The following is a 24,791-nucleotide window of genomic DNA, read 5'->3' on the forward strand; positions in this document are numbered from 1 at the left end:
CCATTATCGCTTTCACGGGACTACCACGCCTAGGCCTGGAACCGGGCAACCTGCCCAGACAGGTTCTGGGCCAGCTCGGAAAGGCTTTCACTAGCTTGCGCAATCTGACCTGAAGAAGTCGACGTCTGCTCTGCTACCTCTGCAATTTTCTCAATATTGGCATTCATTTCTTCAGACACTGAAGATTGCTGCTCCGTGGCACTGGCAATCTGGACACCCATGTCAGAAATAAGATCGACACTGGCCAGAATCTCCTCGAAAGCCGCCCGGGTTTTGCGAACCATCTCCACCGATTCGTCACTTTCTCTCAGACTGTTCTCCATACCGGACACAGCCTCACCAGAACCAGACTGCAATTGCTGAATACTCTTATGGATCCGAGAGGTAGAATCCTGGGTACGCTTGGCCAGGGAGCGCACCTCGTCAGCTACAACGGCAAAGCCCCGACCACCTTCACCGGCCCTGGCTGCTTCGATGGCCGCATTCAGCGCCAGAAGATTGGTCTGCTCGGCAATATCATTGATGACATCCACTACTGAGCCAATTTCCTGGCTGTATTCATTCAGAGAATTCACAGAATCGGTAGCTTTTCGCAGTGCCTCGGCCAAACCACTGATCTGGTCGGTGAGACGGTTGATCAACTGCTGCCCCTCTGTTGCCTGTGCGTTGGCCCTGGTAGCTGCTTCTGCGGCTTTGACAGTATTTTCAGCCACTTCCCTTACCGTTGCCGAAAGCTCCGTCATGGCGGAAGCAACCTGCTCAGTTTCCCGCTTCTGCCGGCCAACCCCTTCTGCGCTTTCCTCTGTCACTGCCGACAGCTCTTCAGCAGACTGGGCGGTCTGTTCAGCTGACTCGGAAACACGCCGGATAATACTCTGGAATTCATCCGCCATAACATTCAAAGATGTGGCCACCTCAGCGAGCTCGTCCTTACCATGGATGCTCGCTCGGGAGGTAAGGTTGCCCTCGGCGAGGGCCCTGGTGGCTGAGCTCAGCGCAGACAGGCTATCCCGAACATTGACGTAAAATGCAGTGAACAAATAAGCCATTAACAGCAACACAACTGCTAGAGTGGCAAGTGTCAGATTAAAGACTATGGCGGCCCCGGACTCCCGTTCGGCTAATGCGCTATCTACCAGTGGCACCAGTCGATCAAACTGCGCGTAGACTGTATTAATCGCGTTCGTTGCGAGGCGAATAATCTCGTCTGGGGATGCCAACTGGTTGCCCGGCCGAATGACGCGGCTCTCCAGCAGCTCAATATAACGACTGATTGCACTGACGGCTTCGTGGGCTAAATCATTCAACTCAGTCTTTTGGGACTCGCGGAAGTTGATCGCCCTCTGTAAATTATGATGAATGTCCTTCTCCCCGCGCTTAATCTGGCTACTCAGTGCCGCAAGGGTAATCTGACTATCATCCCCGTGACGACCACGAGCAGCGACACCCACACCGACTCCCCTGGCTTGCCCCATCATTTCCACAACTTCCGGATAAACGGATGTTACAAGGGTGATCAAATAATAAGTCTCGGGGGAGTGATCCAGAATCAGATTTGATTGCTCTCCAATTTGGTCGATGATCACAAACAGATTGTCTACAAGCGCAGTGTGCTTGCGGAAGCTCTCATCTGGAGCCATTTGCTCAAGCCCTTGCCTCAGGCGGCCCCAGTCACTCTGAAGGTCAGCCAAAATCTGCTGATCGGTAAAGGTTAGCTGCCCCAATTGCGGCAGTAACTCGTTTACTCTGGCCTGGAGGTCCTGCAATGGGCGTGCAAACTGGGAAGCACCATTCAGATAGGCTGCCGACATGCCACGGTGCTCCTGAATCAGCTCCAGCACATTCCGGACCTCAACCAGATCCTCAAGACCGGACCTCTGGGATGCCGTAAAGTGCATCGACTCTGACGACTCCCGGAGCAGCAGCACACTGATTGCGAGCATGGGAATCAGAAAAACCAGACCAATCACCAGAAATTTTTTTCTGAAGGTGAGAGAACCAAGAAAACTCGTACCCGGGCGTAACACATGCTTAAACATCAGCGCGCCTCACAGATTTGTAATTTTTATTGTAGTTTTAAACAAAGTTCTTATTGACTATTGCAAACCAAGCTACTCGATTTCTGCTCCCGGGCATTTGATAAATATCAGCGGACAGGACCTTTTTGAAGGCTGAACCAATTAAAGCAGCACCGGCCAAGCCGAAATTCGGTTTCCGATGGCATGGTTCAGCGGTGCACTCTGGTAATCAGCAGTGTTAACGGACAGGTTCAAAGCTGTTCGTTCAGCACAAAATTCCGAAGCGCCACGGCATTGTTGTTCTCGGTATCCTTCGCAGCAAACACCAGCGTTATGCGCTTGTGTTCATCAAGCAGTTGCCGGAGCGTATTCAGGTCCTCAGCGGCCTCGTCGGATTTGAGCTCTTTCAGATAGCGCTCACAAAACTCCGACCATTTGTCCGGATCATGACCAAACCATTTGCGCAATTCGGTAGACGGCGACAGCCCTTTCAGCCAGTGGGCAATGTCAGCATCTTCCTTGGCCACACCCCGTGGCCAGATGCGATCCACCAGTATGCGGGGGCCGTCTGAGCTGGCGGCGGTGTCATAGGCTCTTTTCAGGCGGATATCCATAGTCCCCTCGCTATCTTGACATGGTATCTCCGACCCTACTCCCTGAGTTTTGTGCTTGCAAAATGAGTCAAGGGTCAGCCTGCCACCGTGAAGGATCACCCGCTGCCCTTCGCACTTCACAGACCGACAAACCAATACGCTCAGGTTGCAAACCTGCCTTCTTGCAATCAGAATAAAGTAATTAATTACTTTCTTTTGAGAGGCGCTGATGACAACCACCCCAGAACCCGGGAAACGAGCCTACCAGAGCACTGAGCAACGCCAGTCCGAGACCATTGAGGCCGTGGTGCATCTGTGCGCGGAGCAGGACCCATCCAGCCTGACCACGGCCCGCATTGCTCAAAAGGTGGGAGTGTCTCAAGGAGCTCTTTTCAAGCACTTTCCCAACAAGAGCAGCCTGTGGGAGTCAGTAGCTGGCTGGGTAGCGGGCCAGCTGACAACGCGGGTATTCAGTGTTGCAGAGCAGTACGAACAGGCAGACAAAGCACTGGAAGCCATGTTTCTGGCACATATCGGTTTTATTGCCCGCCATCCGGGCATCCCGAGACTGATGCTCGGTGAGCTACAGAAACCCGGCAACCAACCCGCCAAGCGCATTATCCGCCAGACCCTGGCCTTCTACCGCCAGAAAGTCATTTCGCTAATGCAACGTGGAATTGAACAACAATCCATCAGCCCGTCCATCGACATTGAAGCCGCCGCAGTGCTCTACATTGGTGCCATCCAGGGCCTTGTGGTACAGGCCATGGTGGGTGGTGACATTGCCTCTATCGAGCAGTCGGCGCCCCGCATTTTCAAACTGTTCAGAGCCAGCCTCCGGGAGACCAGCCATGACCCGAAGGAATAAACTTACCCTCGCCCTGACTCTGATCGCCGGCATTGCCTTCGTGGCAGTGATGGTGAAACTGAAACAGCCACCAGAACGCACAACGGAAGAGGTAGCTGCAACACCGGCAAGAGTCCTGGAAGTCACCCCCCTCACCGTCCGCACCGAAGCCCGTGGTTATGGCCAGGTACTACCAGCCCGGAGCTGGAAGGCTGTGGCCAACGTGGGCGGCCGCATCACCTGGAGGCATCCGGATCTGGAGAGCGGCAATCTGATCTCCGCAGGTACCCACCTGCTGCAAATTGACCCTACCCGTTACCAACTGGCCGAAGCCTCGGCCAAAGCGGATATCGCCGGCCTTGAAGCGGAACTGCGGCAACTGGATCAGGAACAGCGGAATACGCGGGAGCTGCTGGTACTGGAAAACCGTCGGCTGGACCTGGCCCAGCGGGAACTGGAACGGGCCAGAACCCTGGTGAGTCGTGGTGCCCTGTCGGAAACCCGGCTTGATGAACAACAGCGGGCCACCCTGCAGCAACAGCAGGCGGTGCAGTCTCTGCAAAACCAGCTCAACCTGATTCCCGTGCGCAAGGATACCCTGGCCGCCCGCCTGGCCCGCAGTGAATCCGCCCTCGCCAATGCTCGGGAAGACCTTGAAGACACTCGTTTCGAAGCCCCCTGGGATATGCGGGTTCATCAATCCGACATCGAAACCGGCCAACAGGTGAATCCTGGCCAGACCCTGTTCGTGGCAGACGATATCACCGCAGCAGAAGCCACCGTGCAGCTGGAGATAGCCGAGCTTCGCAACGTGCTGTTCCAGCTACCAGGTGTTCCTGAGCTGCCAGATCACAACCGGGCTGCTCCGGGCTTTACCGACTTCCACCAGCAATTGCCCCTGGAGTCCCTGACTGTCTCGGTACAGCCTACCGGTGTACCCGACAGCCACTGGCCCGGTAAGTTGACCCGTATTACCGGCAGCCTTGACCCGGCCACACGCACCGTTCAGGCCGTGATCACGGTGGAAGAGCCATACCGTGATGCCAGCCCGCCGGCCCGGCCACCGCTGGTACGAAACATGTTTGTTCAGGCGACGATCACTGTGCCGACGCCCGAGCCGGTGCTGGCGGTGCCAGCCAGCGCCATTCATCAGGGCGTGGTGTATCTGGCCGACGATGATAACCGCCTGCAACGACAATCGGTCACTCTGGCCTGGCAACAGGGTGAGCTTGCGGTGGTCAGCGGCGGGCTGGTACCGGGCGACCGGCTGATACTGGACGACCTGATTCCCGCCATTGAGGGCATGCTGCTGAGCCCCCGGGCCGATGAACAGAGCCGTCAGTGGCTGGAGAAAAGGGCCGCAGGAGACCAGCCATGATCCGCTGGTTTGCCGGCCACCCTACTGCGGGCAATCTGCTGCTGATTCTGATTCTGGCGATGGGGCTGTTTGCCGCGCCCAACCTGACCCGGGAAACCTTCCCCGACTACCTGCCACCGGAAGTCAGTATTACCATGGAATACCGGGGTGCCACCGCAGCGGATGTGGAGGAAGCCATCTGCCAGCGCCTGGGTGAAGCATTGCAGCGTGTGGACTACGTGGAGGAAATCTCCTGCACTGCACGGGACAACCAGGCCCAGACCATCGCCAGCATGGCGCCCCAGGGCGATATGGGCCGATTTCTGGATGATATCCGCACCGAAATCGAAGCCCTGACCGATCTGCCCGAGGAAGCCGAAGACCCGATTATCCGCGAGCTTTACCGCACCAGCCTGGTAGCTGCCATCGCGGGTTACGGGCCCATGAGCTTTTCCCACCTGGAGGCTTATACCAACGAGCTGGAAGACCGGCTTTTCGCCATGGATGGCATCGCCGATGTCATTCCGGTTGGCCTGTCCCAGCGTCAATGGCACATTGAGGTCTCCCGTGATCTGCTGCGACAGTATGGCCTCGGGGTGCGCGACATTGCGCGCGCCATCTCCAGCCAGAACCTGGACATGCCGCTGGGCAACATTGAAACCGATCGCCAGGACATCCAGTTGCGGTTTGTGGATGAACGGCGTTCACTGCAAGCCCTGGCCGAGATCCCCATTATCGGCGGCGAAGCCGGTGCCGTGCTCACCCTGGGCGATCTCGCCACCATTACCGAAGCCCATGAACGGGAAGAGGAGCGGGTGGAATTCAACGGCCAGCGGGCCATTATTCTGGAGATCCACAAGAACCGGCACGACGATGCCCTGCGGGTAATGGATTCGCTACAGGCCTTTGTTGAGGAAGAAAAGGCCCGCCGTGGTGGCACTGTGGAACTGGAGATTACCCAGGACATGACCTCCATCGTCCGGGACCGCTTGCAGATGCTGGTGGGCAATGGCATCACTGGCTTGCTTCTGGTGGGCCTGGTGATGGCCCTGTTCTTCCGCCCCCGCCTTGCATTCTGGGCCCTGTTCGGCCTGCCCTCTGCCTTTGCCGGTGCTTTTCTGGTGATGGCTCTCACCGGGCTGTCCCTGAACATGATCACCCTGGTGGCTCTGCTCATGGCCATTGGTATCGTCATGGACGACTCCGTGGTGATCACCGACAACATCGTCCAGAGCTCAACCCAGGGCTGCAGCCCGCTGGAAGCGGCGGTCAAAGGCACACAGCAAATCCTGCCCGGGGTGCTGTCGTCATTTCTCACTACGGTTTCCGTGTTCATCCCGCTTGCGTTTCTTTCAGGGGAACTGGGGGCGGTGCTGGAGGTTCTGCCGGTGGTTTTGATTGCCGCCCTGGCGGCCTCACTGATCGAAGCATTCTGGATACTTCCCCACCACCTCAAAAGTGGTCTGGGGAAAAAACGCGAGAAACCACCTTCCCGCTTCCGCACCGCGTTCGACAATGGCTTTGAAACGGTTCGTGAAAAAGTCGGGCAATTGGCGGACAGGGCTATCCGTTTCCGCTACGTGGTATTGGCGGCCATGCTGCTGATAATCCTTGGTTCAGTCGGGCTGATGGCCGGCGGCCAGGTGCGCATGGAGGCCATGCCGGAGATTGAGGGCGATGTGCTGGAAGCCCGGGTACTGATGCCCCAGGGCACCCCCCTGCATCAGACGCGGGCCATTACCGACCGCATCAGTTCGGCCATGCACAGCCTCAATGCGGAATACACTCCGGAACAGCCCGACCAGCAGGCCCTGGTACAGAACATTCAGACCCGCTTCAACGAGCACGTCGGGGCCGGCGAGAAAGGTGCCCATGTGGCAACCGTCATGGCTGATTTGCTGACCGCAGAGCAACGCACTGTGGATCTGGCCACTCTGACCGACCGCTGGTACCAGGAAATCGGCGAAATTCCGGGGCTGATTGCCCTGAACATACAGGAACCCGGTTTCGGTCCGGCGGGCGTTCCCATCGAAGTCCGCCTGCAGGGCACCGATCTCGACGAACTGAAAGCCGCGGCCCGTTTTCTGGGGGATGACATCGCCAGCTACAACGGCACGTTCAACGTGTTGGATGATCTCCGCCCCGGCAAGCCCCAGCGGATTCTGACGCTGAAAGACAGCGCCCTGTCCCTTGGTCTGAATGCTGCTGAAGTCGCCAGCCAGATTCGCACCGGCCTGCTGGGAGATATCGTGGATACGGTCCAGATCGGAGACCAGCACATTGAAATCCTGGTGCGCCAGACCAGCGCTGAACGCAACACCCGTCAGTTCCTGGAAGATACCGTAATCACCACCGGCGAGGGCCAGATGGTTCCGTTGCGGGAGGTGGCCACCATCACCGAGGAACGGCAATGGTCACAGGTCACACGCATTGACGGCCTGCGCACTGTCACCGTGTCGGCCGATGTAAACGGACGGAAAGCCAACGCTGATGCCATCGTCACTGACCTGCAGGAGCGGACATTCCCGGAGCTTCTTGATCGATGGCCAGAGATCAGCCTGCAGGTGGAGGGACAGACCGCCCGCTCGCAGGAAACCGGCCAGTCCATAGCCAGAGGGCTGTTGATCGGCCTGCTGGGGATCTTCCTGATACTGTCGTTCCAGTTCCGCAGTTACCTGGAGCCGGTCATTGTCATGCTGGCGATCCCGGTGGCCTTTATGGGAGCTGTCTGGGGCCACCTGCTCATGGGTTATAACCTGTCCATGCCCTCACTGATCGGCGCGGCCTCTCTGGCGGGTATTGTGGTCAACAACGCCATTCTGCTGGTGCAGTTCATCAAGAGCTACCGGCAACAGGGCATGAGTGCCGGGGAAGCCGCCGGTGCTGCCAGCCGGGCCCGCTTCCGGGCTATTTTGATCACCACCAGCACCACCGTGGCCGGCCTGTTGCCCCTGCTGGCTGAAACCAGCACCCAGGCCATGGCCGTTATTCCACTGGTGATATCCGTGGTATTCGGTCTGTTGGTATCCACCGTTGTGATACTGGTGGCGCTGCCGGCACTTTATGCGATTCTCGAAGATCTTGGCTGGGCGAGAGCGCCCAGCCCTGACAGGCAGTAACTTCACTGCTAAGGTACTTTAAACCTGCAAATAAAAGGAATCATTAAAATGACAGCGAGAACCGGAAAATTCCTGGCGACCCTATTATTGGGCCTGGCAGTTTCAACCAGTTCACTGGCGGCGGAACCTGTCACCCCGAAACTCACCGACAAACTGAGCCAGTTGCTGCAGAAGGAAATGAGGGCTGTGCAGGGAGGCATGGCCTCTATCCATTCCGCCATGGTCATGGGGCAACATGAGAGCGTTGCTGAAAATGCCCAACAGATCCATGACAGCTTTATCCTGCAACAGGAACTGACCGAGCAAGATCGCAAAGACCTGATGTCAGCTGTCCCCAAGGGATTTATCAAGCTGGACAAGGAGTTTCACAAACTCGCGGCTTCACTGGCAGAAGCGGGCAGAGACAAAGACACGAAAAAACAGCAAAAGCTGTTCAACAAAATGACGGGTAACTGCATTCAGTGCCACAGCAAGTACGTATCTGACCGTTTCCCTGGCGTTAAATCCTCCGGGAACTGATCGGCCCTAGCCGACCAGGTCCATCCCCGGCTTGCCATACCAGTATCCGTTGCAGGGTGGCGCCTCCACCAGCTGCAACGGATCGGTAGCCGGGACTTCGCCGCGGCGCACCTGGTCGAAGCGTTTGACTACCTCGTCCATACCGAGGTGTTCCGGGCTCAGGCGCACCGTAGATACGCCCATGCGCTCCATATCCGGCAGTTCCCGCATCAGGTCATAGCGCGAACCAGACAGGGTCGAAATACCGTTCAGGCGAAACAGTTCCTGGGACTCCCGGGAACGCAACTCCATACCGTCCGGATGCTCCAGGCATCGGAACTCGCAATTGTCTTTGGGCAGATTGTAATGCCGTGCGGTAAAGCAGCGTGAGGACCAGGCCAATGGCAGGAAGCCCCAGGCAAATACTTCCGCGGGTAAGTCCAGGCCCTCTTCCTTCAGCCCCCTGATGAGCTGGTCCAGCGTTTCCCTCCCCAGCTCCACCGGCAGGTTCCAGCCCTTCAGACCCTGTCGTGCCAACACCTTGAGCGTGGCTACGTTGTAGATGTTCATGGACGGCCCGGAGATAAACGGAATCCTGTTCCGAACGGCCACCTGCAGGGCACTCTGGTCGTTGGCTTCAACCGCGAACTCATGCTGATCACAGATCCTGCGCAGGCGGCGTAAATCGGCTTCTGACTCGATCAGGGTCTGGGACGACAGCACCACCTCCTTTCCGCAGGCCTTGAGATCACGGGCCAGATCAAACCAGTCATCTGGCTTCAGTTCCCGCCGGCGGGAGCACACGGCCTCGCCCAGATAGATGGTATCTACCGGCCACTCGGCGGCCTTGCCATAGAAATCAAAAACACTTTGCTTGGACCAGAACCACAGAATCGGGCCCAGGGATAACTTCATCATAATCGGAAGAACCTATTTCCACTTGCGATGGTAAGCGCCCAGGGTGGTCAACCCACCCTCGGACAAGCCCGAAAGGGTGTTTCTCCAGGCCGGATCAACTTTATAGTCGTTCTGCCGGGCTTCCAGGTTATCCAGGGCATGGCGCCAGGTGCGGGCTACATCGGCAATGTAAGCTGGACTGCGTTGACGGCCTTCAATTTTCACCGCGCTGATACCCAGTTCCTTCAGTTTCGGCAACATATCCAGAGTGCTAAGGCTGACCGGCTCTTCGATGGCGTGATAAACACTGCCTTCAACCTCGAATCGGCCTTTGCACAAGGTGGGATAACCGGCAGATTCTCCCGGGCCGTAACGGTCAATCAGAACATCGTTCAGACGCGACTCCAGCCCCTGCGGAGTCTCCTGCCAGCGCACAGCCTTGGCCGGCGAGCAGGCACCACGGGTATTGGGAGATTCGTCCGTCAGATAGGAAGAAAGGTAACAACGACCTTCCGCCATGATGCACAGGCTGCCAAAGGCGAAGACTTCCAGCTCAACCGGGCTGCGTTTTGCAACACCGCGGACCTGGTCCAGGGAAAGCACCCGGGGTAACACGGCCCGGCGGATATCAAAGTTGTCCTTGTAGAACGACAGGGCTTCATAACTGGTGGCGGAGCCCTGGACAGACAGGTGCCGGGGGATATGCGGGTATTTGTTGGCGGCGTAGTCCAGCAGGCCCATATCGGCCAGGATAATGGCATCCACACCCAGGGCCGCCGCGCGGTCTACTGCCCCTTTCCATTGTACCCAGCCATCGGGTTGCGGATAGGTGTTGATAGCACTGAACACACGGCAGCCACGCGCATGGGCGTATTCAATGCCTTCTGCCGCGCGCTTGTCGTTGAAGTTAAGCCCTGCAAACTGGCGGGCATTGGTGCTGTCGCGGAAGCCGAAATAGACCGCATCCGCCCCATTGTCCACGGCTGTTTTCAGAGCCGGAAGGCTGCCGGCCGGGCATACGAGTTCCATGGCATTCTCCACTGCAAGGGTGCCGCTAGCTTACCGCTACACCTGCGGGAAGTGCCTTGACCTTTATCAGCGTGAGATTCGTCTCCGGCTAGCGAACCTATTTCTTGCCGAAGAATTCCTTGACCTGCTTTTCAGCCTCATCGCGGGTGACGGCGTACCGCTCTTGCACCAGGCCCACAAGTTTTTCCTGTCGCCCTTCTGCCTCTAGCAACTCGTCTTCAGTCAGTTTTCCCCAGTATTGCTTGGCTTTGCCAACCTGTTGTTTCCACTTGGCTTTCATTTCGTCTGCACTGAACAAGCTCATGATCAAGACTCCTTTGTTGGTGGTTTCACAGAAGAGACTAACGTGCGACAAAATACTGGTCTGTTCACTAACACGCTAAAGGTCGAAATACCTCTGTAGCGGTACTTATGGCGGGACTGATAATGGAATAAAGCTACCTATTCTTCTATTACTTTAAGGCAATAGTACACTTTCTGCACACCATTATAATTGTTGCTTTCCCTAACTAACCAAGTGGCAATTATGAACCTTATCAACAATCTTTCAATGCGAGGCAAACTTGTTACTTTGGTGGTGCCTGCGCTGCTTGTCATTATGTACTTCGCCTTTAAGAGCATTGAACTGAACTACAGCGAACTGAGCGACATGCGCCAATTGCGCTCCATGGTAGAACTGGCGGAAGCTGGTGATCCCCTGACCGAGACACTGCAGAAGGAGCGCGGTCGATCTGCTGTATTCTTTGCTAGCCAACCAGGTAGTGATGCCGCCCGCCAGGCCAAGGGCAAGTTGGAAGAGCAACGGCGGCAAACTGACACCCGTATTTTGGACTATCGCAAAAAAATCAATGCCCTAATGGCTGAAACAAGCTTTGATAGCAGTGTCGAAGCAAGCGTGCAGTCTGTCAGCCAGGGACTGAAGAATCTCGAGTCCCTGCGCAGCTCTGTGGACAGCCGGAGCATAACCGCCGGTGAATCAGCCTCGCGATATACCACCATGATTATGGCGATGGTTGATCAGATTCCCCTAATCATTCGCCATTCAACCGATGCAGGGTTGACCCGCGAAGTAAACGCCTACTATGCACTTTCTGGAGTTGCCGAAATGGCCGGCCGGGAACGCGCGACAGGCGCCTCATTGATTCGCAGTGGCGACTTTGATCTGCCCTACGTGCGCCAGGTTGCCAATCTTGGCGGACAACAGGAAGCCTATTTCGCGCAAGCCCTGGCGATGCTTCCGTCCAATTCTTCCCTGCGCGCGACTATGGAAAAGCAGACATCTAACCCTGTCAGTCAGTCCCTGGAAGAAAAACGCAGAACCCTGTTCAGCAACCCATCCGGCATGCATGCACTGAGCGCGGCAGACTGGTTCACAACCACCACCCAGCGCATCGGGAACCTGAACCAGGTGCGGACGGAAATGCTGTCTCAGGTTAGGGACGTGGCTACTGAAGGCGTTACCGATGCCCGTAATAGCCTGATAATTGCATCGGGAATTGCCGCAGCCGCAGTCTTGACCGTTCTACTGCTGGTGCTGTTCATTATCAGGGCCATTAACCGTCAGGTCGCCGAACTTCTTGCAGCCGTTCAGTTTGTGATGGATAACAAAGACCTAACTCGTCAGGTGTCCATTTCCAGCGACGACGAAGTAGGCGTTATCGGCAAGGCCATCAATGAACTGTTCGGCCGTTTCGGCAGTGCCCTCCAGCACATTGACAGGGCCAGCATCCAGTTGGCAACAGCCACCGAAGAGACCAGTTCCACGGCGGACCAGAATGCCCGCCAAGTAAAAAGTCAGCAGCAACAGATCGAGCAGGTTGCCGCTGCAACCGAGGAGATGTCTGCCACTTCTGAGGAGATATCCCGCAATACCCAGCAAGTCGCCGATGCCGCCAACAGCGCAATGGAAAAGAGCAGAACCGGCGAGGAGGTATTGCACGGTAGTGTGAGCAGAATTCGTTCCCTGGCCACCTCGGTGCAGGAAGTGAACAAGGTGATCGAGGAACTTGAACGCCGCGGCTCCACCATCAGCGATGTGGTGGATGTGATTCGCCAGGTGGCGGATCAGACCAATCTGCTCGCCCTGAATGCCGCCATCGAAGCCGCCCGTGCAGGAGAGCATGGCCGTGGTTTTGCTGTGGTCGCCGATGAGGTGCGTACTCTCGCCCGGCAAACCCATGAGTCCACCACCAAAATTGAAGATATCATCAACGGCTTCAAGGATATCACTGATAGCGCCAGCCGCTCCATTACCGCCAGCCACAAACTGGCCAGTGAAACCAGTGAGCAGGCCTCGGAACTGGAACAGACGTTTGCTGACATCCTTGGCGACATAAGCCGTATCTCTGACATGGCTTCCCAGATTGCCACTGCCTCTGAGGAACAGGTGTCAGTGACACGAGAGCTTGCCGGCAATATGGAGTCCGTCAGTGAATCGGCCATTCTGACGCTGACCGGTTCTCAGGAGATCACCCAGGTAACCGGCGAACAGGCGCGGCTCGCGCGCCAGCTTCAGGACTTGGCTAATGAGTTCAGAGTCCATGAGCTGGCCTACCAAAGTTGAAGAAGCCAAGCCACCTCGCAGAGAAACTGCTGGAGGAATTTGACCGGCTGCCGCTGTCTGTCAGATTCCTGCTGGCACTTATACTACCGGTGATCGCCATCATCTGGATGTCCGTCTCTCGTGGGATTGATCTTTACCAGACAGTCGACAATATGAAACAACTGGAGCGCAATACCAACCTTGCTGTAGAAGCAGGCCTGCTGGTTGGATCCGTGCAGAGTGAGAGGGGCCTCAGCGCCATCTATCTTGATGGACTTAATGCCATTCAGGTACAGCAGTTGGAGCCTGCCCGCAGGGAAACTGATAAATTCCTCGGCTCCTTTCAGAGCACGCTGACCGCCCCCATGAACCAGCAGCAACCTTCCGGTTTTGCTCTTGCTTTCAGTGACATCGGCCGGAGTCTTGCAAAGCTTCCGGAGATCCGGCAACGCATTGATTTCCGGCAGGTCTCCGCTGACGATATGCTGCTGTATTACACCCGGCATATCGAAAGAATCAACGGACTGATCACGCGACTATCAGGTCAGGCCGATAACGCCCAGATAGCGAGAAAGCTCAACGCCTATTTCATTCTCATCCGGTTAAAGGAGCTCCTTGGAAAGGAGCGGTTAATTATATCCCGGGCACTAGCCACCACAAAGCTAACAGAGGAACAGCTAGGGACATTGCACCGTCTCTCCGGAGGGCAACAGACTGCATTGATCAGCTTCCAAAGTCAGGTCAATACAGCTGACCTCGCCTTGTCCCTATCCCTTGAATCAGCTGCGAAAGATTTTCGTGATCAGCTCTTCAGTCCAACCGGCAGGCAACTTCTTATGGCAGGGACCTCGCCGGAACGATGGTTTAACTGGCAGTCTGAACGGATGCAGAAAATTGGCCCGGTCGAGAACGAGCTTGTCAAGACCATTCTGACAGACACCCACGAAAAACTGGCCGCGGCACAATATGAGTTGTGGCGATATGTCATCATTTCGCCGCTGATACTAATGGCCGCGCTTACCCTCACTTTTCTCATTTTTCGGCACATCAAGGCCCGTTTTCAGCTTACCGAGGCAGTCTTCGAACACACCAACGACAGTATTATTGTTACCGATGCCCGGGCACGGATTGTAGAGGTAAACAATGCGTTCAGCCGTATTACTGGTTATACCCGCGCCGAAGCCTTGGGTAAAAACCCCAGCATACTGAAATCAGGGCGGCAGGATCATAACTCCTATAAAACATTCTGGCGTGAACTGAAGCAACACGGAACCTGGCAGGGCGAGCTCTGGAATCGCCGGAAAAACGGCGAGCTCTATGCCGAACTCACCACCATCAATGAAATCAGAAACCGTCATGGAAGCACTCGCTACTACGTTGCCGTCTCTTTCGACACAACTGATCGGGCATTCGAGCATCAGCGGCAACTGGAATATCGATCCTATCATGACCCTCTAACCGGGCTACCCAACCAGATGTTGCTCAGAGACCGCCTGGAGCATGCTCTTCATCTGTCAAAGCGGGAAGACAAGCAGATTATTCTGGCTTGTCTCGACTTGGACCATCTCAAGCAGATTAATGATCAATTCGGGTATGCCTTCGGTGATGAGGTGCTGGTGCTTGTAAGCAAGCGCCTCCGTTCGCTACTCCGGGACGGTGACTCGCTCGCTCGTACTGGAGGCGATGAATTTTTTCTGGTGATTGAAGCACTCGACGCGCCAGACCAGGCAGCTCAGGTGCTTGAGCGAGTAGAGCAAGAGCTATCTGAACCGTTTGTGCTCCACGGCCATTCTGTGACTCTGACCGCCAGCATCGGTGCTACGGTCTTCCCCTCAGACACAGGTGATGCTGACGCTCTGATTCGCCATGCAACACAGGCGCTCCACCAGTCCAAGCACAATGGCCGTTCTTGCCTAAGTTGGTATGACTCGCAGAACGGACATAATCAAAACCTACTATCTCTATTAATCCGGCGACTTGAGAGAGCTATCACCAGCAATGAACTGCGCCTTTACTACCAGCCTAAAGTAAACATGGTGACCGGCGAACTGCTGGGACTGGAAGCGTTGCTTCGCTGGCAAGACCCTGTTCGAGGCCTGGTGCCACCGGGAGAATTCCTGCCACGCATTGAACAGCATCCATTCTCCATCATGATAGGAAACTGGGTAATTGAAACTGCCATCTCCCGGATTGAGCAATGGAAATCCGCAGGTATTAATGTAAAAGTAAGCGTAAACGTAAATGCACTGCAGCTGCTTGACCCGGGGTTCACTGAATCTCTGGATGCGTGCATCCGGCGGCATCCCGGATTTGACCCTGGCAGCCTGGAGCTGGAAATTCTTGAAAGCGTTGCGATAAACGATATCCAGCGGGCGGGAGAAGTACTGAGCGAATGCCAGAACCTGGGTGTCAGCATTTCGCTGGATGATTTCGGTACAGGCTTTTCGTCTCTCGAGTATCTCAAGCGGTTGCCGGCAGATAGCCTGAAAATAGACCAGACCTTTGTTCGTGATATGGAGAATGATGCAGGCGACAGGGCGATCGTCAGAGGCATTATCGGCCTGGCAACCGCTTTCAGCTTCGACGTCATTGCAGAAGGCGTTGAAACTGAGGAGCAGGGCAGCACCCTGATCTCCATGGGCTGCATCAACGCCCAAGGCTTCGGGATTGCCCGGCCCATGCCTCCAGAGGAGTTCGTGTCGTGGATGGAGGCATGGGAACCACCGGCAACCTGGCAGGTACGGTAATCCCGGCTTCACCGGCGCGTTTCAGATGATCCGCGAGAATCGCTGACTCGCTCCTTCCTTCCGGTACAGATCAAAGATCTGGCAGATAGCCCGAATCAGCAGGCGGCCTGCAGGCTGAACCTGGAGCGCGTTACCATCATCGGCAATCAGCTCATCCTGAATCATCGGCTTGAGGCGGCTCAGTTCATCGCTGAAGTAGCGATCCAGGTTCTCTCCCCACTCGCTGGAAAACTGCTGGCGATCCAGCCGGAACTGGCAGATCAGCTGGCCGATAACCCAGCGGCGGATGCGATCATCCCGGGTCAGGTTCACGCCCTTGGTGATGGCGAGCTGTCCGGCATCGATAGCGGCTTCCCAGGATGGCAGGTCGTGGTTGTTCTGGAAGTAGGCATCATCGGTCTGACCTATCGCGGAAACACCGAGAGAAACCAGGTCACAATCGGAATGTGTGGTATAACCCTGGAAATTCCGGTGCAACCGGCCTTCCTGCTGGGCCACCGCCAGGCTGTCGTCGGGCTTGGCAAAATGGTCCATGCCGATGTATTCGTAACCTGCCTCCAGTAACCGGTTGATGGTGTTATGCAGAATGGTTAGCTTCTGTTGTGGCGTGGGCAGGGTATCCGACAAAATCCGGGTTTGCGGGTAGAAACGGTCCGGCAGGTGGGCATAACTGAAAACCGAGAGCCGGTCCGGGGACATCTCGATCACAGCCTCGAGGGTTTCTGCAAAGCTCTCCGGTGTCTGGTGTGGCAGCCCGTAGATCAGGTCCAGATTGATGGAGCGGAAACCGAGTCGCCGGGCTTCGTTCAATACGGCCTCGGTCATTTCCCTGGGCTGGATGCGGTTAACGGCTTTCTGCACCTTTGGATTCACATCCTGCACCCCAAGGCTGATGCGGTTGAAGCCCAGATCCCATAGTGTCGGTAAAGTGTCCTGGTCCACTTCACGTGGGTCGATCTCTACGCTGTAGTCCCGGTCGTCACCGGTCTGCAGGTTGAACAGTTCGCCGTAGCCTGCCATCAGGTGCTCCATAACATCCTTTGGCAGGAAGGTGGGTGTACCGCCACCCCAGTGCAGCTGTTTCACCGGTCTGTCTGCGCCAAACAGGCGGGACTGGATCGCGGCTTCCTTCAGCACCCGTTCCACGTAGGGCATGGCCTTGTCGCGCTTCTTGGTGATCACCTTGTTGCAGGCGCAGTAGTAGCAGAGGTGCGCGCAGAATGGCAGGTGCGTGTATAGCGACAACGGCCGGTTGCTCGCCTTGCTGCGGGCGGCTGCCTTTACCATGTCTTCCACCGGGTAGTTCTGGTTGAATTCCACCGCGGTTGGATAGGAGGTGTAGCGCGGGCCGCTGAGGTCGTAGCGGCGGATCAGTGCTTCGTCCCAGATGAATTCCGGGAGGGTGGATTCGTTGGTTTGGAGTGGGGCGGTGGAAGTCATAATAGAAACTCTGGTGTCGAAAACGGGGTCATCCGGGATTTGCCGGTATTCTAGGGCATTCCAGCATTACGCCGTTTGATGCGGGTCAGCTGACCGATGTTTTCAGTTTACCAGCCCATTGTATGAACCACCCTTGGGCTCTTGGCGTACTTTTGCTACCCCTTATGGGGAATGATCGGTGATTGCCGCCCGGCAAGCGGAGGGAGCCCCTGGCAAAATACGCTGTGAATACGTCCGTGTACGCTCGGCTCCGCCATCCATGGCTACGCACGATTTTGCCAGGGGCTCCCTCCGCTTACCTCACTACGCTGCTCGCCTGCAAACCAATTAACGGAGCCTACCTTCTGCCATGGCAAACCTGATTTTAGTTCTTGGCGACCAACTGACCACCGACATCAGCGCCCTCGAAAACGCTGACCAAAAAAGGGACAGGATCGTGATGGCGGAGGTTCATGACGAAGCGAGCTACACCAATCACCACAGGAAAAAGCTGGTGCTGCTGTTCAGCGCCATGCGCCATTTCGCCCAACGCCTGGAAGCCGATGGCTGGCAGGTTCACTATCAGGCTTACCACCCGGAAAACGAGGCGAAGAGTCTGGAGGCGGTTATCGCCAGCCAGCTCAGAGAGACCGGCGCAGGCAGGGTGATCACCACGGAATGTGGCGAGTGGCGTCTGCATGATCAGATCAGCCAGTGGCACGAACGGCTTGGGGTCCCGGTGGAGATCCGCCCGGATTCCCGTTTTATTGCCAGCAAGCAGGAATTTGCGGACTGGGCGAAGGGGCGTAAACAGGTGCGAATGGAGTTCTTCTACCGGGAAATGCGGCGGAAAACGGGGTTGTTGATGACTCCCGATGGCAAGCCAGAGGGTGGGCAGTGGAACTTTGATGCGGATAACCGGCGCAAGTGGACGGGCAAGCCGGCGGCTCCCGCGCCCTTTCGGGTGGAACCCGATGAGGTGACGCGGGAGGTGATTGAGCTGATAGAGGAGCACTTTGCCGATCATTTCGGCACCACGGAGGACTTTCACTTCGCTGTGACGCCGGAAGGCGCGGAGCAGGCGCTGGATTATTTTATCGATTTTGCCCTGCCCTGTTTCGGGGACTTTCAGGATGCCATGTCCGATGACGAGGACTGGCTGTTCCATTCGATTCTTTCGCCTTATATTAACTGTGGTCTTCTTGATCCGCTGGCGGTTTGCGAAGCCGCGGCGCGAGCCTGGCATGCGGGACGTGCGCCGATCAATGCGGTGGAGGGGTTTATCCGACAGATTCTGGGCTGGCGTGAGTTTGTGCGGGGCATCTACTGGATGAACATGCCGGCGTATGCCTGGGAAAACCGGCTCGGCAATACCCGCGCCCTGCCCTGGTTCTACTGGACGGGGGAAACGAAGATGCGCTGCATGCACAAAGCCATTGATGCCACTCGCCGCAACGCCTACGCCCACCACATTCAGCGGCTGATGGTCACCGGCAATTTTGCGCTGCTGGCCGGCGTCAGGCCAGAGGAGATCTGTGACTGGTATCTGGCGGTGTATGCGGATGCCTACGACTGGGTGGAGCTGCCCAATGTGCTTGGCATGGTGATGCACGCGGATGGCGGCTATCTGGGTTCGAAACCCTACGCTGCCAGTGGCAAGTATATCCAGCGGATGTCAGACCACTGCAGCAACTGCCACTACAGGGTGAACAAATCCACGGAAGAGGATGCCTGCCCGTTCAACGCCCTGTACTGGCACTTCATCGATCGTCACAGGGACGATTTTGCCAACAATCCACGTATGGGCATGATGTACCGGAACTGGGACAAACAGAGCCCGGAAAGACGGCAAGCGCTGCTCCAGCGTGCCGAGGATCTGTTGGCAAGGCTGGAGCAGATCTGACTGCCCCTCATTGCGGGCGGATACGTTTCTCGCTCTGCGGGTCGAAGAACACGACCTTTCTCATGTCGAACATGAGTTCGGCGTCTTCGCCCCACTCCACCGGGTGTTCTGCGTCCAGCCGGCACTGCACGTCAATACCGTTCAGACGGATAACTGCGATCACATCCGGTCCGGTCGGTTCGGTGACCTCCACCGTGAACCGGCCTTCTTCCACCATCATGTTATCCCTTTTCTGCTCGTCAGGCTGGCTTATGTGTTCCGGGCGAATACCAAGCACCACCCGATTTCCTGCCCAGTTCTCGAGATACTCTGGTACCGGCAGCGCAAGTGTTCGGCCGTCACTGCCTTCAACCGTAACCGACAACCCGGTGTCGGACCGCTCAACCGTCACGTCAATAAAGCTCATGGAAGGCGAGCCCATGAAACTGGCAACGAACAGATTCTCCGGTGTGTCGTAGACTTCCTTGGGTGTCCCAAGTTGCTGCAACTCACCGTCCTTGAGCACGGCAATCCGGTCCGCCAGGGTCATGGCCTCGATCTGGTCGTGGGTGACGTACACAATGGTGGTTTTGAGGCGCTGATGCAGCTTCTTGATCTCGGTGCGCATCTCCACCCGCAGCTTGGCGTCCAGGTTTGAAAGCGGCTCGTCAAACAGATAGATCTTTGGCCGGCGAGCCAGCGCACGCCCCATGGCCACACGCTGCTGTTGCCCACCGGAAAGCCGGGAGGGCTTTTTATCCAGCAAGGGGGATATCTGCAGCAGGTCTGCCACGCGTTCCACTTCCTGGCGAATTTCCTCTTTCGGCATGCCACGGATCTTGAGGCCGAAGGCAATGTTCTCGCGCACCGACATGGTGGGGTACAGTGCGTAGGACTGGAACACCATGGCGATGTCCCGGTCCTTTGGCTCCATGCCGGATATATCCTTGCCATCCACCACGATGGACCCGCCGGTAATGGTTTCCAGGCCGGCGATGCTGTTCATCAGCGTGGATTTACCACACCCGGATGGGCCCACCAGGGTGAGAAACTCACCGGATGCGATGTCTATATTGATGCCCTTGAGCGTCTCGTCCAGGGCGCCTGCGTAAGTCTTGCGGATGTCCCGCAGTTCGAGTTGTGACATTGTTGTTTTACCCTTTAACCGAGCCGGCCGTCAGGCCGCGTATGAAGTACTTGCCTGCCACGATGTACACCACCAGTGTCGGCAGCGCGGCGATCATGGCGGCGGCCATATCCACGTTGTATTCCTTCACCCCGGTACTGGTGTTCACCAGATTGTTCAGGGCCACCGTTATCGGCTGGCTGTCGCCGCTGGCGAAAACCACACCAAACAGGAAGTCATTCCAGATCTGGGTGAACTGCCAGATCAGTGACACCATGAAAATCGGTGTGGACAGGGGCAGCAGGATGCGGAAGAAAATGGTAAAAAAGCCGGCGCCGTCGAGCCTGGCCGCTTTCACCAGCGCATCAGGAACGGCCACGTAGTAGTTGCGGAAAAACAGTGTGGTAAACGCCACACCGTAGATCACATGCACCAGCACCAGCCCGGCCGTGGTGTTCGCCAGCCCTAATTTACCCAGCGTGGCTGCCATGGGCAGCAGGACGACCTGGAACGGCACAAAGCAGCCGAACAGCAGCATGCCAAACATCAGGTCAGAGCCCTTGAACTTCCACTTGGACAACACGTAACCATTGAAGGCGCCCAGCAGTGTGGAAATCAGCACCGCCGGTACCGTCATCTTGAACGAGTTCCAGAAAAACCCTCTGACCCCTTCACATTGCACACCGGTACAGGCTTCGGACCAGGCCTTGGTCCAGCCCATCACTGTCCAGTCCGTCGGCAAAGCCAGCAGGTTGCCGGTACGGATATCCATGGGTGTCTTGAAGCTGGTGATCAGCATGATGATCAACGGAATCAGGTACACCAGGCATGCCAGTAGCAGCACCCCATAGATGGCAATGCGGCTGGGGCGAAAGCCGGTACGAACCACATCAGTCATGGCGCTTCTCCCTCAGTTCGGAGTACAGGTAGGGCACCAGCAGGGCGAGAATGGCACCCAGCATCAGCATGGCGCTGGCAGAGCCCAGGCCCATCTGGCCGCGGGTAAAGGTGTGGGCGTACATGAACACCGCCGGCAGGTCTGTGGAGTAGCCCGGGCCACCGGAGGTCATGGCCATCACCAGGTCAAAACTCTTGATGGCAATGTGCGCCAGCACCATCACAGAGCTGAAGAATACCGGCCGCAGGGAAGGCAGGATGATTTTCCAGTAGATCACCGGCAGGCTGGCGCCATCCACCCGCGCGGCACGCATAATGGAGGAGTCCACGCCACGAAGACCGGCCAGGAACAGGGCCATCACGAAGCCGGAAGCCTGCCAGACAGCAGCCATCACAATGGTGTAGATAGCAAAGTCGGAGTCCACCAGCCAGTCAAAACTGAAGGAGGTCCAGCCCCAGTCGTGCATCAGTTTTTCCAGTCCCAGGCTCGGGTTCAGAATCCAGCGCCAGACTGTGCCCGTTACAATCATGGACAGCGCCATGGGGTAGAGATAGATAGTCCGGATCGCACCTTCCTGGCGGATGCGCTGGTCCAGGAAAATAGCCAGCACAACTCCGATCAGCAGGCAGATGCCGATGAACAGCCCCCCGAAAATCGCAAGATTCCGGGAAGCAACCAGCCAGCGCTCGCTTTCCATCAGCTTGGCGTATTGGGCAAGACCGACAAAATCATAGCTGGGCAGGAAGCTGGAATTGGTGAACGACAATACGCCGGTCCATAGCATGTATCCGTAGATACCAATGCCAATCAGTATGAACGTTGGTGCCACCACCAGTTTGGGGAGCCAGCGCTGAAGGCCATCCATCAGGCCAGACGATGCCCTGGCCACCCCGGTGGGGCGACGTTGAATATGTTCCATGGGAAATCCCCCGAATGAACCCGAAGGCCGCCCGTCAGGCGGCCTGATACGGCATTACATTGCGGACTGAATGGCTGCCGCCAGTTGGTCCGTGGTTTTTGCCGGGTCCGGGTTGTTGGAGTTGACGAAGTTGGTGACCACATCGAAGATCTGGCCCTGGATGTAGCTGGTGGTGGCCAGCCCATGGGAGAAGCTCGGCACCAGTCCGCCATCCTCGGCGCTCGACCTGAAGGTCTCCATGGATGCCTGGGCACAGGTGTCAAAAGCCCCCATATCCATGTCAGTACGTACCGGTATGGAGCCCTTGTTCTGGTTGAACAGGGTCTGGAATTCAGGTTCCAGAATGGTACGTGCCAGATCCTTCTGGGCTTTGATATCTTCGTCTTCCGTCAGGCTGAACATGGCAAACGAGTCCACATTGAACGTGAACTGCCCGGCAGTGCCTGGCGCCGGCGCGCACAGATAATCCTCACCAGGTGTCAGCTCCGCAGCCGTGAACTCACCCTTGGCCCAGTCCCCCATGATCTGCATGGCGGCCTCACCGCGAATCACCATACCGGTTGCGGTATTCCAGTCCCGGCCCGCGGCATCGTCGTCCACGTAGCTCATTACTCTGGCAAATTGAGAGAAGACCTCTTCCATCTTTTCGCTGTTGATCACGTCCATGTCATGATCGACAAAGGCCTTGCGGTAATCCTCGGGGCCAAGTTGTGCAAGTGCCACCGCATCGAACACGGTCGCGTCCTGCCAGGGCTGCCCTCCATGTGCCAGGGGAATGTACCCCTCGGCCTTGAGCTTGTCGGCCACTTCGAAGAACTCGTCCAGAGTGGTGGGGATTTCCACGCCAGCATCTTCCATGACATCCGGGTTCACCCATAACCAGTTCACCCGATGCACGTTCACGGGTACCGCCACGTATTCACCTTCGTATTTCATGACGTCTGAAATCATGGGCGGAATGAGCTGGTCCCAGTTCTCCGATTCGGCAACACTGTCCAGGCTGGTCAGAAAGCCGAGCTCCGCCCATTCACGGATGTCCAGCCCCTTGATCTGGGCAGCAGCAGGGGGGTTACCGGACACGGCACGGGTTTTCAGCACAGTCATGGCGGCTTCCCCACCGCCACCGGCCACCGCGAAATCCTTCCAGGTGTGGCCCTGCTCTTCCATCATCTGTTTCAGGGCTGCAGCGGCCCGCGCTTCACCACCGGCGGTCCACCAGTGCAGAACTTCCACTTCACCGGCCTGAACGGCCGCTGTCGGCATTAAGGCGGCAGATACCGCCAGGGCTGTGAGATGACGCTTGAAAATATTCATATTGACTCCTTGTTTTTGTAGTGGAGACGTTTGTGAGTATCAGAACCAGACTTCCATCTGTGTGCCAAAGGTCCACTGGCTGCCGCCAAAGTCTTCCTGTCCCAGGGCATCGCCGCCGTCATAACGGTTCAGTTCATCGTCCCAGGTGGAGTAGCTGGCGAACACACGGATCTCCGGGCGATTCCAGAATCCACCAACCTGCGGCTTGAAGGTCGGTGCAATGGTGAAACGGGCATAGTCGCCATCGACATCACCACGTCCCTCGTAGCCTTCCGTCTGCAGATCCATGATCTGCCACGAGGCCTCGTACTGCATCTCGAAGTTGGCCCCCAGTTCGTTGGCCAGGCGGGTGTTGAAAGTCAGCCACTGGTACTCATCCCCTTCCACATAACGGTCCTTGCTGGTTTCCGCCATGATGGCCGGGGCAATACGCCAGCTATCGCTCAGCCGGGTGGTACCGTAGGCAGCTATGCGGGTGCTGACGGCGTCTTCGTGCAGGTTGCCATCAGCGCCAAGATTCTTGACCTCCGCACCCAGGCCCTGACCATGGAGCAGTGCCACCTTGAAGCTGCCGTCAGACACACCGAAGAAGCTGGCACCGTGATAAGCCAGCATGGTTTGCACACCGGTGTCGGCAGCTTCCATAACGCCCCCGACCACACGCTCATCGTTATCCGCCGCGGACATGCCGTTGATCAGCCACTGAACGTTGCCGAAATAGTTATTGGCAGTGAGGATCAGGTTGTCAGTGTCCGAGGTGCCTTCGGTGGTGTCGGGGTCGGACGGAAAATCCAGGAAGCTGCGGCCGTAGAGTGAGAAGTTGGACTTCACCGACTCGCTGAAGGTGACGTCGTATAGACCAGCACCAGTGCCCCCCAGGAAGACGATATCGCTGTCGAGCCAGTGGATGTCAAAATCAAGGTCCCGGTCAAAGCGCTTACCGGCCCAGATGGACGCATCCGCAAAAATACCGGTGAAGCTCGCGAGGTTGCTGAATTCCACATAGGCCTGGCGAACGTTCAGGGCGCCATCGCCAGCGGTCCAGTCGTTTGAAGAGGTGGTGGAGTCGGCGATCATCAGGCGGTAATGGGCCTTTGTGCCGTTATCCGCCACGGTCTTGTAATTGAGGATGGCTTCCAGGTAGGTGTCCGGCTCGTTACCCAGCCGGCCAACCGCCCCGCCGACAGAACCGGCCGGTGTGAGATAGGGGCCACCGGGCGCGCTCTTGCCTTCGTTGTTCAGTAGCAGCCCGGAACGTGCGTAGGTATTGAAGGAGAAGCCCTCTTCACCCCGGGCATGGGGTTCTACCTCTGCCAACTGCTGCTCCAGGGCTGACAGTCGGTCTTCCACGCTTTCCTGGGCCTGTGTGTGGCTGGCAAGCAGCCCCAGTGAGGCCACACTCACGGCAAGCGCCAGTCGGCGACCACTCAGGGCATCACTGGTCCATACAGAACGATAGGGTTTACAGGTATTCATCATGACTCCTTGTTTTTGTTGTATTGGCAACATCAGAGTCTATGGCAATACCCGGAGGGGATAAGTATCAAACTGAAAGGCCGATGTAACATGATTGTTACATGGAAATT

The 24,791-nt window shown here is 56.8% G+C and carries 18 protein-coding genes; 7 read left to right on the forward strand and 11 right to left on the reverse strand.

Annotation, left to right across the window (positions count from 1 at the left end):
* Window positions 1-29 precede the first annotated feature (29 nt).
* On the reverse strand, window positions 30-2,039 hold the full coding sequence (locus QPM17_RS09750) for a methyl-accepting chemotaxis protein (protein ID WP_285390483.1): 2,010 nt from the start codon (window positions 2,037-2,039) through the stop codon (window positions 30-32).
* A 230-nt stretch (window positions 2,040-2,269) separates the two neighbouring features.
* The gene (locus QPM17_RS09755) at window positions 2,270-2,632 is read right to left on the reverse strand and encodes a DUF488 domain-containing protein (protein WP_285390484.1); all 363 of its coding nucleotides are present in this window, start codon (window positions 2,630-2,632) and stop codon (window positions 2,270-2,272) included.
* 208 nt (window positions 2,633-2,840) lie between these two features.
* Between QPM17_RS09755 and QPM17_RS09760 the strand changes: the two genes are divergently transcribed.
* Genes QPM17_RS09760 through QPM17_RS09775 form a run of 4 tightly spaced genes read left to right on the forward strand, consistent with a single transcriptional unit; the run spans window position 2,841 to window position 8,453 of the window.
* The gene (locus QPM17_RS09760; RefSeq protein ID WP_285390485.1) at window positions 2,841-3,479 is read left to right on the forward strand and encodes a TetR/AcrR family transcriptional regulator; all 639 of its coding nucleotides are present in this window, start codon (window positions 2,841-2,843) and stop codon (window positions 3,477-3,479) included.
* Window positions 3,463-4,836 carry an efflux RND transporter periplasmic adaptor subunit gene (locus QPM17_RS09765; protein ID WP_285390487.1) on the forward strand — a complete coding sequence of 458 codons (1,374 nt, stop codon included), beginning with the start codon at window positions 3,463-3,465 and terminating at the stop codon, window positions 4,834-4,836. The genes QPM17_RS09760 and QPM17_RS09765 overlap by 17 nt, the downstream gene beginning before the upstream one ends.
* Window positions 4,833-7,934, forward strand: coding sequence for an efflux RND transporter permease subunit (locus QPM17_RS09770; protein WP_285390488.1), 3,102 nt, complete (start codon window positions 4,833-4,835; stop codon window positions 7,932-7,934). Before QPM17_RS09765 ends, QPM17_RS09770 begins: the two co-directional genes overlap by 4 nt.
* Before the next feature lie 48 nt (window positions 7,935-7,982).
* Window positions 7,983-8,453: a cytochrome c gene (locus tag QPM17_RS09775; protein ID WP_285390489.1), complete on the forward strand. Its 471-nt coding sequence runs from the start codon at window positions 7,983-7,985 to the stop codon at window positions 8,451-8,453.
* Between the two features lie 6 nt (window positions 8,454-8,459).
* Here QPM17_RS09775 and QPM17_RS09780 read toward each other — a convergent pair whose 3' ends face one another.
* From QPM17_RS09780 to QPM17_RS09790, 3 genes are all read right to left on the reverse strand, one after another.
* Window positions 8,460-9,350, reverse strand: coding sequence for a U32 family peptidase (locus QPM17_RS09780; protein WP_285390491.1), 891 nt, complete (start codon window positions 9,348-9,350; stop codon window positions 8,460-8,462).
* A gap of 12 nt (window positions 9,351-9,362) precedes the next feature.
* Complete coding sequence (gene ubiU, locus QPM17_RS09785) at window positions 9,363-10,358, reverse strand: ubiquinone anaerobic biosynthesis protein UbiU (protein WP_285390492.1); 996 nt, start codon at window positions 10,356-10,358, stop codon at window positions 9,363-9,365.
* A 97-nt stretch (window positions 10,359-10,455) separates the two neighbouring features.
* Window positions 10,456-10,662: a CsbD family protein gene (locus tag QPM17_RS09790; protein ID WP_285390493.1), complete on the reverse strand. Its 207-nt coding sequence runs from the start codon at window positions 10,660-10,662 to the stop codon at window positions 10,456-10,458.
* 222 nt (window positions 10,663-10,884) lie between these two features.
* On the opposite strand from QPM17_RS09790, the gene QPM17_RS09795 reads away from it, so the two are divergent.
* Together QPM17_RS09795 and QPM17_RS09800 are read left to right on the forward strand one after the other, a co-directional pair.
* Window positions 10,885-12,921 carry a methyl-accepting chemotaxis protein gene (locus tag QPM17_RS09795; protein ID WP_285390494.1) on the forward strand — a complete coding sequence of 679 codons (2,037 nt, stop codon included), beginning with the start codon at window positions 10,885-10,887 and terminating at the stop codon, window positions 12,919-12,921.
* Entirely contained in the window at window positions 12,918-15,647 is a 2,730-nt protein-coding gene (locus QPM17_RS09800) for an EAL domain-containing protein (RefSeq protein WP_285390495.1), read from the forward strand. The genes QPM17_RS09795 and QPM17_RS09800 overlap by 4 nt, the downstream gene beginning before the upstream one ends.
* 21 nt (window positions 15,648-15,668) lie before the next feature.
* On the opposite strand, the gene hemN is transcribed toward QPM17_RS09800, so the two are convergent.
* Window positions 15,669-17,087, reverse strand: coding sequence for an oxygen-independent coproporphyrinogen III oxidase (gene hemN, locus QPM17_RS09805; RefSeq protein ID WP_285390496.1), 1,419 nt, complete (start codon window positions 17,085-17,087; stop codon window positions 15,669-15,671).
* Between the two features lie 349 nt (window positions 17,088-17,436).
* Here hemN and QPM17_RS09810 point away from each other — a divergent pair, with 349 nt between their 5' ends.
* Window positions 17,437-18,969 carry a cryptochrome/photolyase family protein gene (locus QPM17_RS09810; protein ID WP_285390497.1) on the forward strand — a complete coding sequence of 511 codons (1,533 nt, stop codon included), beginning with the start codon at window positions 17,437-17,439 and terminating at the stop codon, window positions 18,967-18,969.
* Between the two features lie 7 nt (window positions 18,970-18,976).
* On the opposite strand, the gene QPM17_RS09815 is transcribed toward QPM17_RS09810, so the two are convergent.
* From QPM17_RS09815 to QPM17_RS09835, 5 genes are read right to left on the reverse strand one after another with little or no spacing between them, the layout of a single operon-like run.
* The gene (locus QPM17_RS09815; protein ID WP_285390498.1) at window positions 18,977-20,095 is read right to left on the reverse strand and encodes an ABC transporter ATP-binding protein; all 1,119 of its coding nucleotides are present in this window, start codon (window positions 20,093-20,095) and stop codon (window positions 18,977-18,979) included.
* Window positions 20,096-20,102: 7 nt separating this feature from the next.
* A complete protein-coding gene (locus QPM17_RS09820; RefSeq protein WP_285390499.1) occupies window positions 20,103-20,972 on the reverse strand; it encodes a carbohydrate ABC transporter permease in 870 nt (289 codons plus the stop codon).
* Window positions 20,965-21,891: a carbohydrate ABC transporter permease gene (locus tag QPM17_RS09825; RefSeq protein WP_285390500.1), complete on the reverse strand. Its 927-nt coding sequence runs from the start codon at window positions 21,889-21,891 to the stop codon at window positions 20,965-20,967. The genes QPM17_RS09820 and QPM17_RS09825 overlap by 8 nt, the downstream gene beginning before the upstream one ends.
* Window positions 21,892-21,945: 54 nt before the next feature.
* Window positions 21,946-23,205, reverse strand: a complete 1,260-nt coding sequence (locus QPM17_RS09830) for an ABC transporter substrate-binding protein (protein ID WP_285390501.1) — start codon at window positions 23,203-23,205, stop codon at window positions 21,946-21,948.
* 39 nt (window positions 23,206-23,244) lie between these two features.
* The gene (locus tag QPM17_RS09835) at window positions 23,245-24,681 is read right to left on the reverse strand and encodes a carbohydrate porin (RefSeq protein WP_285390502.1); all 1,437 of its coding nucleotides are present in this window, start codon (window positions 24,679-24,681) and stop codon (window positions 23,245-23,247) included.
* Window positions 24,682-24,791: the final 110 nt, after the last annotated feature.

The organism is Marinobacter azerbaijanicus (assembly GCF_030250645.1).
In the GTDB taxonomy this organism is placed as follows: domain Bacteria; phylum Pseudomonadota; class Gammaproteobacteria; order Pseudomonadales; family Oleiphilaceae; genus Marinobacter; species Marinobacter azerbaijanicus.

Excerpts from the sequence above, each read along its gene's own strand:
- QPM17_RS09750 (WP_285390483.1), bottom strand. The coding sequence starts at position 2,039 with ATGTTTAAGCATGTGTTACGCCCGGGTACGAGTTTTCTTGGTTCTCTC.
- QPM17_RS09755 (WP_285390484.1), bottom strand. The coding sequence starts at position 2,632 with ATGGATATCCGCCTGAAAAGAGCCTATGACACCGCCGCCAGCTCAGAC.
- QPM17_RS09760 (WP_285390485.1), top strand. The coding sequence starts at position 2,841 with ATGACAACCACCCCAGAACCCGGGAAACGAGCCTACCAGAGCACTGAG.
- QPM17_RS09765 (WP_285390487.1), top strand. The coding sequence starts at position 3,463 with ATGACCCGAAGGAATAAACTTACCCTCGCCCTGACTCTGATCGCCGGC.
- QPM17_RS09770 (WP_285390488.1), top strand. The coding sequence starts at position 4,833 with ATGATCCGCTGGTTTGCCGGCCACCCTACTGCGGGCAATCTGCTGCTG.
- QPM17_RS09775 (WP_285390489.1), top strand. The coding sequence starts at position 7,983 with ATGACAGCGAGAACCGGAAAATTCCTGGCGACCCTATTATTGGGCCTG.
- QPM17_RS09780 (WP_285390491.1), bottom strand. The coding sequence starts at position 9,350 with ATGATGAAGTTATCCCTGGGCCCGATTCTGTGGTTCTGGTCCAAGCAA.
- ubiU (WP_285390492.1), bottom strand. The coding sequence starts at position 10,358 with ATGGAACTCGTATGCCCGGCCGGCAGCCTTCCGGCTCTGAAAACAGCC.
- QPM17_RS09790 (WP_285390493.1), bottom strand. The coding sequence starts at position 10,662 with ATGAGCTTGTTCAGTGCAGACGAAATGAAAGCCAAGTGGAAACAACAG.
- QPM17_RS09795 (WP_285390494.1), top strand. The coding sequence starts at position 10,885 with ATGAACCTTATCAACAATCTTTCAATGCGAGGCAAACTTGTTACTTTG.
- hemN (WP_285390496.1), bottom strand. The coding sequence starts at position 17,087 with ATGACTTCCACCGCCCCACTCCAAACCAACGAATCCACCCTCCCGGAA.
- QPM17_RS09810 (WP_285390497.1), top strand. The coding sequence starts at position 17,437 with ATGGCAAACCTGATTTTAGTTCTTGGCGACCAACTGACCACCGACATC.
- QPM17_RS09815 (WP_285390498.1), bottom strand. The coding sequence starts at position 20,095 with ATGTCACAACTCGAACTGCGGGACATCCGCAAGACTTACGCAGGCGCC.
- QPM17_RS09820 (WP_285390499.1), bottom strand. The coding sequence starts at position 20,972 with ATGACTGATGTGGTTCGTACCGGCTTTCGCCCCAGCCGCATTGCCATC.
- QPM17_RS09825 (WP_285390500.1), bottom strand. The coding sequence starts at position 21,891 with ATGGAACATATTCAACGTCGCCCCACCGGGGTGGCCAGGGCATCGTCT.
- QPM17_RS09830 (WP_285390501.1), bottom strand. The coding sequence starts at position 23,205 with ATGAATATTTTCAAGCGTCATCTCACAGCCCTGGCGGTATCTGCCGCC.
- QPM17_RS09835 (WP_285390502.1), bottom strand. The coding sequence starts at position 24,681 with ATGAATACCTGTAAACCCTATCGTTCTGTATGGACCAGTGATGCCCTG.